This window comes from Halobellus salinus, assembly GCF_014646875.1.
GTDB lineage: Archaea > Halobacteriota > Halobacteria > Halobacteriales > Haloferacaceae > Haloquadratum > Haloquadratum salinum.
The window spans coordinates 31,967-45,425 of the sequence record NZ_BMOC01000007.1 but is presented as its reverse complement, the minus strand read 5'-3'; the positions used below and the strand labels follow the sequence as shown (position 1 = coordinate 45,425).

The window sequence follows — 13,459 nt, the reverse complement described above, 5'->3', positions numbered from 1 at the left end:
AGTCCGTACCCAAAGCTTGTCACGGCCGAGCGAACGGTGGCTGGGACTCTCGATACACTGCTGATTTTGCTGCCAGGGGTTCTCCTCGTTGGACTCGTGCTATGGTGGGCACGTTTCACCGGACGAACGGGGTTGTCAGTTGACGATGCCTACCGCCGCATCAGGAGTTCCTGACGGCTTTCAGCAGTTCACAGTGCAGGCGAGTCGGGTCGTCTTCGGTGGCTCAGGCCCCGATCAGGGGTCCGGTCCCGCGTCGCTCATCCGGAACCGGTCGAGCCCCGACTGCCGCCGGACCACGCCCGGCGGGTCACGCCGCCAGGGTGTCCGTGCGTTCCTGAGTGCGGCGGCGTCGACGTCGGGTGCCGGCCCGGGGTCGTGGCCGGGACAGTCGGGGCCGCACTCCCGTCGCGGGTCGACAACGCGGTCGAACCACGCACAGTACGGGCGGCCGTCCCGGGTCACGTCAACACGGGCGCACGCTGGGAAGCCGTAGCTCCGCCACCCCTTGCCGTAGGCGCGCTCGGCGATCCGACGCCGGGCCCGTGCCTTCGCGTCGGCGTCGACGATCTCGACCTCGGTTTCGAGCGGTCGGTCCGCCAGGAGTTCGATTCCCGGATCGTCGACGGGGAGCGGCGTCGGCTCGCGGACGACTGTTCGGTCGCCGGAATCGGGATCGAACCGCCACACGCCCGCTTCCGGAGGGAGGCGGTTGAGGTGCGCGCGGGTGACGTGGCTCTCCGTGGCGACCACCACCCGGTCGAACACCCCGAGTTCGACGTCGACGCGGAGTTGCCGCTCCAGCGACCCCGGCTCCCCGAGGTCGGGCTTGTTCTCGATCCCGACCACCCCGCCGAACCATCCGGTCGGGTAGCGGGTGGCCTGCCGGACGTACTCCCTGCCGTCGCGGCGTTCGGTGGTAAAAAACCCCGCGTCGACCGCGGCGTCGACAGTCGATTCTCGGAGGACCGGTGACTCCCGAACCGCCCGCCGCCGCGGCACCGCCCGCCCGGCGCCCACGTCGCTCTCGACGGCGCGGACCGGGATGGTGTCGGGTGTGACCGCCACTCGAGCGTCGAAGTTCGACCCCGGGACCACGCCCACGACGTCCGCGATCCGGCGGCCAGGATCGGCGACTGCCGCGCCGAGTTGGCGGGCGATCACCCAGTCGGTCTGGCCCTCCAAGAACGAACACAGCGCCACCTCGAAGGCGAACTCCCTCGGCGAGTCGGTCTCGTCGGCCGGCATCCGCTCGCCGGCGTCAGAAGTGGCCCGGATCGTCGGTGCCGTACTGGAGCTCGCCGCCGCGGCCGCCCTCGACGGTGCTGCTGCCGTGATCGCCGGAGCTCGGGATCTTCACGACCACGCTGTCGATGTCCTCGAAGTCCATAATCAGGTCGGATTTGATGTTGTTGGCGGTGATGTCGGAGATGCCACACCCCGCGCAGGCGCCGCCGAGCTCCACCACCACCTCGCCGGTGTCGGGGTCGGCCTTCCGGACGACACTGTCGCCGCCGTGCATCTGGATGATCGGCATCTGGCCCACCATCCACTCCTCGATCCGGTGTTTGAGGGAGTTCTCGGAGTTGCTCATCACCTTGCTTTCGGGCCCGACGTTTTGGAGCTTTGCGGTTGTACTCGTGACGCTCCGGCGTCGATTAAAGTGTGTCACGGTTATGCACGGGTTGGGCGAGCGGGCTACTTCCGCTCCTCGGCCCGACACAGGAGCCGCCACGTCGCGAGCGCAACCCCCCCGACGGCGGCGGCGACGCCGAACCCGGGGGCACCGATGCCGCCGCCGACCGCCGTCTCCGGGGCGGTTGTCGTCGCCGATCGCTCCGGCGTCCGCGTCGCCGTTTCGTACCGCGGTCGCGGCGTCGCGGTCCCCGACGGCAGCACGCCCGGCGGATCGGCCTGCTCGCCCGCGTGGTCGGGGAACGTGTACAGCCCGGCGGCCACGTCGTCGACGCCCCAACTGCTGGCGACGAAGAAGCCGTCGCGCTCGCCGGGCGCTGCCAGCCGCGCAGTCCAGAAGCTGGCGGTCTCGGGGTCGCGCCACCACGACAGTTCCTTGGGGGTGCTCGGCTCCGACACGTCGTGGCGCTTGACTCCCCCGCGGTACCACGAGGAGTAGAGGACCTCCCCCGAGAGCTCGAAGTTGTGGGCGGTGGTCCACACGCCGCCGTATGTGGGGTCCGGCGACGCGGGCGCCGGAACAGTCGCCCGTGGGACCGGCTCTGCAGGATCCGACACGTCCCAGAGGTCGATCCCCGAGGGGCCACCGACGAACTTCGCGTCCGCTCCGGCCGAGAGCGGCGCGGCGGTTCCAGGTGCCGGCCCCGAGTCGGTCGCCGTCACGTCGGCCGCGGGGGTCGCGGTGGCGTTCTGGTCGACCCGGCGTCCCCACGACTCCCGACCCACGCCGAGGAGCGTTCCCGACTCGTCGGTCGCGACGTAGTGGTGGTTCCCCGGCGGCAGCGTCGCCCGGCGCCGGACCGCCGACTCCGAGAGGTCCGCGAGCGGCTCCGGATCGGGGACGTCAACCCGTCCCCGGACGGTCGGGTCGGCGGGATCCGACACGTCCAGCAGCCAGGTACCGGCGTCCCACAGCGCGACGAACGCGGTGTCGCCGGCAACGTACACGTCGTGGACGCTCCGGAGGCCGCTCGGCACCGCTGCCCACGCGTCGGCGACGTCCGTCACCGACCACCGCCCCACCTCCGTGCCCGTCCCGAGGTCGACGATCACGACCGGGTTCCGGCCACCGTCGTTGCCGGTGATGTACGCGAGGCCGTCGCGCACGAAGCAGTTGTGGACCGGACCGTCAGTCGCGTGGAACACGACCTCGTCGGGCCGGGCGGAGTCCGACACGTCGACCACGAGGATCCCCGACACCGCGCCGCGCAGGGGGTTCGCGGGGCCGGCGACCACGAGAGTCGTCGGATCGGTCGCGTCGAGCTTCGCGTCGAAGATTCCCCGGAGCGGGCCGCCCTCGCGGTCGGTCAGCGGGTCGCGGACGTCCGCCAGGAGTTCGGGCCGGTCGGGTGCAGACACGTCGACAGTCGCGTAGCCCGTGGTGGTGGCGAGGTACGCCACGTCGCCGTCGGGGTCGACGACCGCCTCCCTCGCGCCCGCAACGTCGATCGAGCCGTACGGCTCGTAGGGGCCGGGGTGGGCCGCGACCCGGCGGGTCGACGCCCGCCCGCCGACCGCGACGCCCGCGGCTGTCCCGAACCCGCTGCCGACACCCCGGAGGAAGCGCCGTCGTCGCATCACGCCCGGGAGGCGTCCCCCGTCCCGCCGGTCATAGCGCTCGCTAAGGCGCCTTTCACCACCACGTCGTCGCCGAGGGTGGTCAGCCGGATCTCGGGGACGTTCGACATCACCATGTCCGCCATCCGGTCGCGGATCGGGTCCAAGGTTCGGTCGGGGTTGTTGAGCGCGACCGCGCCGCCGACGTAGATCACGAGCGGCGCGTACGCGTGGACGATGTTCGCAACGCCCATGGCGTTCCAGTGGGCGATCTGATCGACCACGTGGGTCGCAAACTCGTCGCTGCGGTCGTGTTCGAAGACGTCCGCCGCCGAAAACGATGGGTCGTCTATGGGCAGCGCCGTCTCGACGGGGTCGTTGTCGTGGAGATACGCCGCGTACCGGGGTATGTGGTTTCCCGAGCAGTATCCCTCCCAGTGGCCGTCGTGGCCGCACCCACAGGTAAGCCGACCCTGTGGGTCGACGGTCATGTGCCCGGCCTCGCCCGCGTTACCGTCCCACCCCGCGAGGACGTGGCCGTCAACGCAGACGCCCGCGCCGATCCCTGAGGAGATGGTGAGATACACCATGTCGTCGGGGTTCCGCTCGGAGTAGAACCGCTCGCCGATCACGCCCGCGCTCGTGTCGTTGTGGAGGTACACTTGGCCGGTGTCGAGAAGCACTGACAGCGGCCCGACAAGCGGGATCCGATCGATGGTGTCCGGAAGGTTCGCGGGGTTTTCGACCGCCCCCTCCGCGAGGTCAAGCGGCCCGATCGATCCGATTCCGGCCGCAGTCACCGACTCCGGGTCGACACTCGCCTCGGCGCACGCCTCGCGGACGACACCTAGTACGGCCTCGGTGACGCCGATTCCGGTGGGACTCCGCGGAGTGTCGTCGTCGGCCGCCCCCAAGATCGTGCCGTCGCCTCCGGCGGCGACCGCCCGGATGTTCGTCGCCCCCAAGTCGACGCCAACGTAGTTGGCCATCGTGTCGGTACGAGTGAGCGCGATACTTAATTAAGCGGGTTCGCGCCCGACCCCGGCCCCACCGTGTACGCCCCGGAGAGACACCGCACGGGCGGTGGCGTCGGTGGCGGGCCGACCCGGCTCAGTAGTCGGGGGCGTCGTCCTCGACATCGCGCTTCATCGAATCCCGGCGGGACTTCGCGTCACGGCCGGTCGCCTCGAGCAGAAAATCGTTTTTCTTCTCGACGGCTTCGCCGGCGGCTTCGAGTTCGTCGGGGCCCAGTTCGGTGGGGTCGCGCTCCTCGAACTCGACGCCTAACCGATCCTTCTTGCTGCTGTATGCGACGGTGCCGGCAATGACCCGCTCGAACACCGGGTTGTCGGGCTCTCCGACCACGTAGAGGTCGCTTCCCCTGTGCTCTGTCGTCCCCGTGATCGGGCCGAAATACTCTTCGACGGTCGACTCCATATCCGGAATACGCTCCTCTAGAGTCTCCCCGCGGCGCATCTTGTACTGCTTCATGGCCCGTGGTTCGACAGGTGGTGGTTTACCAGTTTCGTCCCGCGCGTTACCGCTCGCGTCGGGCGATATATCCCCGCTTGCACTCGGGGCAGATGTCGCCCGTACGCAGCGACGAGTCAGTCTCGGCCGCGTGGTGTGCGCAGTTCGGGCGGTAGAACAGGTTCATACCCCCTCCCGCGCCGTGTCGCCGGACGGATTCCCGGACACCAGCGGGTTCACCGCTCGCGTTCGGCGATGTATCCCTGTTTGCACCCGGGACAGATGTCGCCGGCGCGGATGGGGGAGGCGCCGGCGACCCGGGCGTGCTCGCAGTTGGGGCAGTAAAACTCAACCCGGTCTGCGGGGACGTCGTCCGCCGTCGATTTCCCGGCGCGGACGAACCCCTCGCCGGTCCCGGTGTCGCCCCCGGCTTCGGGGTCCGAGTCCGTCCCGGCGTCCGCGTGCGCCCCCTCGGCTGCGCCGCCCCCCACGGTGATGCCGTCGACTGCGACGGGGTCGTCAGGGGCACCGCCGTTCGCCTCGGGTGTCAGTCCGTCCCCGGCGAACTCGGCGTCGATATCGCCGTTGGGGGTCGCGGAGTAGCCCTCGTCGGCGCCCTCGTGGTCGGGCCACCCATCGGCTCCCCCCGTGTCGTCGTTCTCGGGCCACCCGCCCGCTGAGCCGCCCGCTGGCTCGGCTTCCGCCTCCCTGGCGTCGATGATCTCGGCGTCAGTGGTCCGGCGTTCGTCCGCCGGGTGTGGTGCCTCCGAGTCGACGGCATCAGTGGCCGGATCCGGGTCGGCGTCCGGGTCCTCGGGCCACTGGACGTCGTCGCGCTCGGTCTCACCAGCGTCGAGAATCACCGCGTCGTCGACATCGGGATCCGGCTCGACATCGTCCCAGTCGTCGCTTCCCGTCTCCCAACCCTCGTCGCTTCCCGTCTCCCGGCCCTCGTCACTTCCCGTCTCCCGGCCCTCGTCGCTTCCCGTCTCCCGGCCCTCGTCGCTTCCCGTCTCCCGGCCCTCGTCGCTTCCCGTCTCCCAACCCTCGTCGCTTCCCGTCTCCCGGCCCTCGTCGCGCTCTGACGCCACGCCCTCGTCGGGGTCATCGGCCGCAGACGGCTCCACACCGGCCGTTCCGGTCTGTTCGTCCGGTTCCTCAACCACCGTCTCAGCGTCCCACTCGCCGTCCGTTCCGGGGGTGTCGCCCGATTCGGGCCGGGCGTCCGCCGCGTCCTCAGCGGGGTCGGCCGCGGTGCTGTCGTCGATCCCACCCCCCCGGAACTCGGTGGGGATCTCGACTGTCGGCTCCGCGTCGCCGTCTGCGGTCGCGTCCGCCGCGGCGTCCAGATCGGGGGTCGGCTCCGCCGCCGGTGTCGGTTCCGACTCCACCGGTGTCACCGGCGATTCCGGCCCCGTTGGCGGGCCGCCGTCTCCCTCGCTTGCGGAATTCGGGGTTGCCGAGTCGTCCTCGGCCGCGTTGAGCCCGACCTCTTCAGGGGTGCGAACCGACGTGACTTCCTTGGTCTGGTTCACCATCTTCTCGTCCCCACACCGTTCGCACCGCTTCACGTTTCGGATGGTGACGACGACTTCGTCACCCTCCTCCTTGCGGCTGCGCTCGACTTCGGGGTTCCCGTACGTGTGCCCGAAGAGACGACATTTCAGTCCCATTACGCGGTGTTGCGGCGGTCACCATCAAAAGTGTACCTGCTCCGTCAGACGGACGGCAGACGCCGCGTCGGTGTGTCTCCGAGCCCTACCGCACGGCCCGTGAGCCGGGTCCGTGACGACCGGCACCCGTGACGGCGGTAAGCGTATACCCGATGCGGGACAACACCCGGGTATGAGAGCGCAGCGCGAGTTCCGGGACCGGCGGGACGTCGAGGTGGAAGTCCTTGATGCGCTCGTCGACCGCGCAGAGGAGGGAATGACTGTCTTCGAGGTGCGCGCTGCCGTCGATACCGACATCGACGACATCGAGGCGGCGCTCGCGGCGCTGAAACAGGACGGCTTGATCTCGGTCGAGGACGGCAGCGACCAGGTGGTGATCCTGGTTGCCGATCGCGTCGTCCCCGATCCCGACGCCGAACACCACGAGGAGCAGGGGTACCTGGATGCGCTCCGAGAACGGTTCGGGTTGTGAAGTACCTCAGGGACGAACCCCGAGGCTTCACGATCTTATACTGTCGGCTATAACTACGTGAAGGTTTTCGACACCCCGGGGTGTCGAAATACGTCACGCGACTATAGCCGACAGTATTAGGACCGCACTGTACCCGCAGGCGAATGTAATTCCCCTCGGCCTTCCCGAACTGGGTCGGTTGGAATTCACACCCGAACGCCCGGTGCGTCCGTGAGGGTCGGCGGCTCCACCCCGCCCGACAACTCCCGTCGCACCACATCAAACGTGGGTTTTGAGAGGAGTCGCATTTCCAAAGCTTGCTCAGTCACCACTGGATTACGGTCGTTAACCCGTCTTGTGAGTTCTCTGACTGTAGTCTATGTGAGTGATATATCTATCAAATCTTCGTGTCGGCTTCACCTTCGGGGGCAAGTCGTTCGAGGATCTTCGATTCTCGTGATCACGGAAATCTTCGATCTCCGGGCGACCCCGAGGCACTCGCCTCGCTACTCTGTAGACGCCGGTGGGTGCGCCGCGTGCGCTACCGCGTGCCGAACGCATTTATTCCCGTGTCGCCGATACTACCGCGATGACTGTCGTCGCCGAGATGCACGAGGCGCACGGTGCGACGTTCTTCGAACGCGGCGACCGGCGGTTCGTCCGCGACTACGGCCGCCCCGAGCGGACGCACCGTGCCGTCCGTAACGGAGTCGGCGTCGTTGAGATGGGGTACGGGGTTGTCGTGGTCGAGGGCGATGACCGCGTTGAGTTCGTCGACGACACCGTCTCGAACCAGGTTCCGGACGCGGATGGGGCGGGCGTTTACGCGCTGCTTCTCACCCCGCAAGGTCGCATCGAGACCGACCTCTACGTCTACAACGCCGGCGAGCGGCTGCTGTGTTTCACGCCGCCGGATCGGGCCGAACCACTCGCCGAGGAGTGGGCGGGGAACGTGTTCATCCGCGATGTTGCGGTTCGGGCGGCGTCGACGGAGTTCGCGGTCTTCGGTGTCCACGGGCCGAACTCGACGGAGAAGGTCGCGAGCGTGCTCAACGGTGCCGGGTCGCCGGAACCCGAACTGACGTTCGTCCGCGGGTCGATGGGCGGGGAGGGTGTGACCGTGGTCGCCGGCGACGGCCTCACCGGCGAGGAGGGCTACGAGGTGGTGTGTACCGCTGACGCCGCCCACCGGGTGTTCGAGACGCTTCTGTCATTCGGAATGAACGCCGTCCCGTTCGGGTATCGGACGTGGCGGACGCTCACAACGGAGGCCGGCACGCCGCTTTTCCACACCGAACTCGACGGCCGGATCCCGAACGTTGTTGGCCTCCGGAACGCGCTCGACTTCGCGAAAGGGTGTTACGTCGGCCAGGAGGTGGTCTCGAAGGTCGAAAACCGGGGACAGCCGAGCCAACGGCTGGTCGGGCTTCAACTCGGACCGGAGGGCACCGATCCCCTTCCGGACCCGGGCACGCCTGTCACCACCGGCGGCGACTCGATCGGGGAGGTGACGCGGGCCGTCGAGAGTCCGTCGCTCGAGGCGCCGATCGCGCTCGCGCTCGTCGACTTCGACGCCGGCAGCGCGTCGGTGTCGATCGACGGCGACGACGGCGCAGTCGATGCGACTCGCACGCCGCTGCCCTTCGTTGACGGCGGTGCCGTCTCGGAGCGCCGCCCGACATATCCGGAGCCGTAGTCGCCGGACAGCCGGCAACGCCGCTACCGACTCACCAGCTTCGAGAGGTGCTCCCGGGAGAAAAACGACGTCGGCTGGTCCATGTGGACGCCGATCTCGCCGGAAAGCGCCCGGAGCCCCCCCCGCTGGAGCGGTTCCGGCAGCGAATACGCCCGCCGGATCCAGTGGCCCAGTGCAATCTCTTGCGAAAGCGCCGACCGCCACGCCGACTCGTAATCCCGGATCGACCCGGGGTCATCCGGGTTGACCACTCCGGCCGCGCAGTCGGCTGCGGTCATTCCGTAGAGGATCCCGCCGCCGGTGAACGGCTTGGTCTGGGCGGCGGCGTCACCGATCAGGAACGCCCGGCGGGTGTGGACCCGCTCCGGCGGCCCGATCGGGATCGCCCCCGAACAGAAGTGCTCGGTCTCGACGTTGTAGACCTCGGTCAGCCGGTCGAACAGCTCGTTGACCGACGCGCCGGGCGGGGCGCCCAGCCCGTACTCGACGCCGGCGTCACCGCGGGGGATCCGCCACGCGAAAAACCGCGGCGCCGTCAGGTGGACGTCAACGAAGTCGCCGTCGTCGGGGCTGGGATCGAACGCGAGCACGCCGTGGAGGAGTTCGTCCGGTTCCGGGAGCCCCGACTGCCGACGAACCCGGGATGTGGGACCGTCACACCCCGCGACCATCTTGGCCCGGACGGTCTCGATCCCGCCGGTGTTCGAGACCGTGAGTGCAACGGCATCGTGTCGCTCTTCGATGTCGACAACAGTGTGATTTTCCCGCACGTCCGCGCCCGCCTCCTCCGCGCAGGCCGCGAGCGTTCGGTCGAGTTCGACTCGGTCGATCACGTTCGAGATCTCCTCGGATTTGTAGAATGGGTGGGCGGCGGTGTCGGGGCCCCCGACGTGGAACCGCGCGCCGTAGACGCGGTTCTGGAGGAGGTCCGTTTTCGCGCCGTCAGGGACATATCCCCAGACGTCGGTGCTGACGTGGCCCGAACACGCAAGCGGCGTTCCGACGCTCCCCTGCTCGAACGCGACGACGTCGTACCCCGCCTCGGCGACGCGGCGGGCGAACCGCGCCCCGGCGGGGCCGACGCCGACGACTGCGAAGTCGTACATTACCGAACCGTACCGGCCGCGCGGTCAAATACCTTCTCTGTCCGGACACCAGGGTGGGTCCGGTTCGAGGGTGGCGAACAGTCGACACTCCCGCTCCCCGCGCCCCGCGCCCCGCGCCCCGCGCCGACGTGCCGAGCAATCGCTGCCCGACGCGGGGCCGTAGTCAGTTCACGGGCCGGGTGGTCCCGGATTCGTATATAAATCTCCGGGCCCGGACTGCCCGACAGTCGCGAATCAGTCGTCGTCGTCCGCAAGTGCCGGCATTCGCCGGTCCGACCGCGGGCCCTCCAGGTCGACATCGGGCAGGAGGTCCCGGAGGTAGCGGCCGGTGTGGGAGTCGTCGGTGCGGGCGACCGCCTCGGGCGTGCCGGTGGCGACGACCTGCCCGCCGCCCTCGCCGCCCTCGGGGCCGAGGTCGACGATAGTGTCGGCGTTTTTCACCAGGTCGAGTTCGTGTTCGACCACGACCACAGTGTTCCCGTTGTCGGTGAGTCGCTGGAGCACCTCGATCAGCTTCCGCTCGTCGGCTTTGTGTAGTCCGGTCGTCGGCTCGTCGAGCAGATAGAGCGTGTCGCCGGTCTGCTTTTTGCCCAGTTCCTCCGCGAGTTTCACGCGCTGGGCCTCGCCGCCGGAGAGCGTCGTCGAGGGCTGGCCGAGAGTCATGTACCCGAGGCCGACGTCTTCAAGCAACTGGAGCCGCCGCCGAAGCTGGGAGTTGGCCTCGAAGAATTCGAGGGCTTCGGAGACCTCCATGTCCAGCACGTCGGCGATGGTCTCGCCCTTGTAGGTCACGTCGAGGGTGCGGTCGTTGTACCGCGCGCCGTCGCACTCCTCACAGGGGACGTACACGTCCGAGAGGAAGTTCATCTCGATCTTGACGGTTCCTTGCCCGCCGCAGGCCTCACACCGTCCGCCCTTCACGTTGAACGAGAAGCGGCCCTTCTCGTAGCCGCGCTGCTTCGAGAGCTTCGTCTCCGCGAACAGCTTCCGGACGTGGTCGAAGACGCCGGTGTAGGTCGCGGGGTTCGACCGTGGGGTCCGACCGATCGGCGACTGATCGATCAGCCGCACGGTCTCGATGTGGTTGGTCCCCTCAATGGCGTCGTGGTCGCCGGGGTCGACCGAGGTGTTATCGTTCATCTCCCGGGCGAGGCCCTTATACAGGATCTCGTGCATCAGGGTGGATTTCCCCGACCCCGACACACCGGTGATCGCGGTGAACTCTCCGACTGGGATCGGCACGTCGAGTTCGTTCAGGTTGTGTTGGCGCGCGCCGCGGATCGTGATGAAGATGTCAGAGTCGCGGCGTTCTTCCGGGACCGGCACCGACCGTCGGCCCGCGAGGTAGTCGCCGGTGACGGAGTCGTCGGCGTTGCAGACGTCCTCGAAGTCGCCCTGCACGACGATCTCGCCGCCGCGAGCGCCCGGGCCGGGGCCCATATCGATGATGTTGTCGGCGCGGCGCATCGTCTCCTCGTCGTGTTCGACCACGAGCAGGGTGTTGCCAAGGTCGCGCAGCCCTTCGAGGGTGTCGAGCAGCCGGTCGTTGTCCCGCTGGTGGAGCCCGATCGATGGTTCATCGAGGACGTACAACACCCCGACCAGCCCGGACCCGACCTGGGTCGCGAGCCGGATGCGTTGGCTCTCTCCGCCCGAGAGCGTCGACGCCTCGCGGTCGAGCGTGAGGTACTCCAACCCGACCTCCTGCATGAATCCGAGTCGTGCACGGATCTCCTTGAGGATCTCCTCGGCGATGGTGCGCTCGCGTTCGGTCAACTCGGCTTCCAACCCCTCGAAATGTTCCAGGGCGTCCCCGATGCTCATCCGGTTGACCTCGGTGATCGAGGTGTCCGCGATCCGGACGTACCGTGACTGCTCTTTCAGCCGTGTCCCCTCGCAGACCGGACAGGTGGTGACGGCCATGTAGTCCTCGATGTGTTCTCTCGTGGAGTCGGAGTCGGTCTCGACGTGACGGCGTTCGAGGTTGGGGAGCACGCCCTCGAAGCGCTTTGTCTTCCGGCGCGTTCCGTTTCGGGTCTGGCGCTCGAAGACGACTTCTCGATCCGTTCCGTAGAGGAACTGTCGCTGGACGTCCTCGTTGAGGTCGTCGAACGGTGTCCCGACGCTCACGCCGAAGTGGTTCGCGACGGCGTCGAGCCGCGTCCGGTAGTACGACCGGTTGTACGACCACGCCTCGAAGACGTGTTTGATCGGTTTCGAGCGGTCGCGGACCACCAGCTCCTCGTCGACCTCCTTTGTCTGGCCGAGGCCCTCACACTCCGGACACGCGCCGTAGGGGCTGTTGAACGAGAACGACCGCGTCTCGATCGCGGAGAACTGGAAATCGGAGTTGGGGTTGCCGAGTTCCTCGGAGAACTCCACTGTCAGTCGGTCGTCGCCGTCGCTGCCCTCGGCGAGCGACCCCGTCGACCGAGTGTTCGACCCGAACGGCACGTCCGCCGGCGGGTCGGGAACAATCACTTTCAGGACCCCGTCGGCCTCGTCTAAGGCGGTCTCGACGGAGTCGGCGATCCGCGACCGCGCATCGGGGTCGATCTTCACCCGGTCGACGATCACGTCGATGGTGTGGTCGTAGTTCTTGTCGAGGTCGGGGGTCTCGGTGGTGAGGTCGTAGGGTTCGCCGTCGACCTCAACGCGGGCGTACCCGTCGGCGACGAGGTCCTCGAAGCGGTCCTCGAAGGCGCCCTTCTGGTCGCGGGCGATCGGCGCGGCGATCTTCGCGCGGGTGCCTGCGGGCAGTTCCAACAGTTGCGACACCATGTCCTGCGCCGACTGCTCGCCGACCTCCTCTCCGGTGTCGGGATCGTACTGCACGCCGACCCGAGCGTACAGCAGGCGGAGGTAGTCGTGGAGCTCCGTGACCGTCCCTACCGTGGACCGGGGGTTGTTGGCGGCGTTCTTCTGGTCGATGGAGATCGCGGGCGAGAGCCCCTCCACGGACTCGACCTGCGGTTTGTCCATCTGCCCCAGGAAGTTGCGGGCGTACGCCGACAGCGACTCGATGTACCGGCGCTGGCCTTCCGCGTAGACGGTCTCAAAGGCGAGCGACGACTTGCCCGACCCCGAGAGGCCGGTGACCACAGTGAACGTTTCGCGCGGGATCCGGACGTCGAGGTCCGTGAGGTTGTGCTCCTCAGCGCCCCGAACCTCGATGAAGTCCTTGCTCATCTACGACGGGGTACGGAGAGCGGAGAGGAAAGCCCGTCGGTTCTGGGAACCCCGGCTACGGATGCTCGACCCGCTGGGTTGCGAGCCCGGACGGCCGTCCGCGAACGCACGCTGCGGCGATCAGTCGGCGGCGATGTCGGTGCCGCACTCGGGGCAGAAGTTCTCCCCGCCGGCGAGGTCGTGGCCGCAGGACGGACGACTCGACGCGGCAGCCTGTAAAAAACGAATAGAAACGCTCCGCCGGGACTCGCGACGCGGCCGTCAGTTCAGTTTCTCGCGGGCGACCGCGACGTCGGTGGGAGTGACGATGATCTGTTCGTCGGCCTTCTGGGCGATGTCGCCGTCGACTTCCTCGGCGACCTGCCGGAGTTCATCAACGATGCGTTTCATCGTGTTGTCGCTCGTGGTGTGGCGGGTGATGTCGGCGATGACGAGATCACCGTCGTAGACGGCGTCTTTGATGTCGATGACGTCCTGGCGCTCGCTGATGGTCGCGATCCGGACGCTCATCCCGGCGTCGCCGCGGGAGGCTTCGATCCCGTCGACGTCGAGATCGAGGTACTCATCAGTCGAGTGCTGTCCGTCACTGCCAATGATCTTGCTCATAATTCCCATAGAATCCTCA

General features: G+C 68.0%; 12 protein-coding genes. 2 read left to right on the top strand and 10 right to left on the bottom strand.

The genetic code is table 11. The features are described 5' to 3' along the window. Positions 1-234: 234 nt before the first annotated feature. From IEX72_RS07060 to IEX72_RS07035, 6 genes are all read right to left on the bottom strand, one after another. Positions 235-1,245, bottom strand: coding sequence for a DUF5787 family protein (locus IEX72_RS07060; protein WP_188786674.1), 1,011 nt, complete (start codon positions 1,243-1,245; stop codon positions 235-237). 13 nt (positions 1,246-1,258) lie between these two features. Beyond that, positions 1,259-1,591 (bottom strand): NifU family protein, encoded by a 333-nt coding sequence (locus IEX72_RS07055; RefSeq protein ID WP_188786673.1) that lies wholly within the window; start codon positions 1,589-1,591, stop codon positions 1,259-1,261. Between the two features lie 104 nt (positions 1,592-1,695). Continuing rightward, positions 1,696-3,270: an LVIVD repeat-containing protein gene (locus IEX72_RS07050; RefSeq protein WP_188786672.1), complete on the bottom strand. Its 1,575-nt coding sequence runs from the start codon at positions 3,268-3,270 to the stop codon at positions 1,696-1,698. Continuing rightward, complete coding sequence (locus IEX72_RS07045) at positions 3,270-4,238, bottom strand: ROK family protein (protein ID WP_188786671.1); 969 nt, start codon at positions 4,236-4,238, stop codon at positions 3,270-3,272. Before IEX72_RS07045 ends, IEX72_RS07050 begins: the two co-directional genes overlap by 1 nt. Before the next feature lie 121 nt (positions 4,239-4,359). Next, complete coding sequence (locus IEX72_RS07040) at positions 4,360-4,740, bottom strand: DUF5611 family protein (protein ID WP_188786670.1); 381 nt, start codon at positions 4,738-4,740, stop codon at positions 4,360-4,362. A gap of 215 nt (positions 4,741-4,955) precedes the next feature. After that, complete coding sequence (locus IEX72_RS07035) at positions 4,956-6,392, bottom strand: DUF7093 family protein (RefSeq protein ID WP_188786669.1); 1,437 nt, start codon at positions 6,390-6,392, stop codon at positions 4,956-4,958. Positions 6,393-6,564: 172 nt separating this feature from the next. On the opposite strand from IEX72_RS07035, the gene IEX72_RS07030 reads away from it, so the two are divergent. Continuing rightward, entirely contained in the window at positions 6,565-6,864 is a 300-nt protein-coding gene (locus IEX72_RS07030; protein ID WP_188786668.1) for a DUF6432 family protein, read from the top strand. A gap of 568 nt (positions 6,865-7,432) precedes the next feature. After that, entirely contained in the window at positions 7,433-8,539 is a 1,107-nt protein-coding gene (gene ygfZ / locus IEX72_RS07025) for a CAF17-like 4Fe-4S cluster assembly/insertion protein YgfZ (protein WP_188786667.1), read from the top strand. 23 nt (positions 8,540-8,562) lie between these two features. On the opposite strand, the gene IEX72_RS07020 is transcribed toward ygfZ, so the two are convergent. From IEX72_RS07020 to IEX72_RS07005, 4 genes are all read right to left on the bottom strand, one after another. Then, the gene (locus IEX72_RS07020) at positions 8,563-9,645 is read right to left on the bottom strand and encodes a geranylgeranyl reductase family protein (RefSeq protein ID WP_188786666.1); all 1,083 of its coding nucleotides are present in this window, start codon (positions 9,643-9,645) and stop codon (positions 8,563-8,565) included. A 234-nt stretch (positions 9,646-9,879) separates the two neighbouring features. After that, a complete protein-coding gene (uvrA, locus tag IEX72_RS07015) occupies positions 9,880-12,834 on the bottom strand; it encodes an excinuclease ABC subunit UvrA (RefSeq protein WP_188786665.1) in 2,955 nt (984 codons plus the stop codon). Between the two features lie 120 nt (positions 12,835-12,954). Continuing rightward, positions 12,955-13,062, bottom strand: coding sequence for a zinc-ribbon domain-containing protein (locus tag IEX72_RS15540; RefSeq protein ID WP_188786767.1), 108 nt, complete (start codon positions 13,060-13,062; stop codon positions 12,955-12,957). Between the two features lie 33 nt (positions 13,063-13,095). Next, entirely contained in the window at positions 13,096-13,449 is a 354-nt protein-coding gene (locus tag IEX72_RS07005; protein WP_188786664.1) for a cell division protein SepF, read from the bottom strand. Between the last annotated feature and the right edge of the window lie 10 nt (positions 13,450-13,459).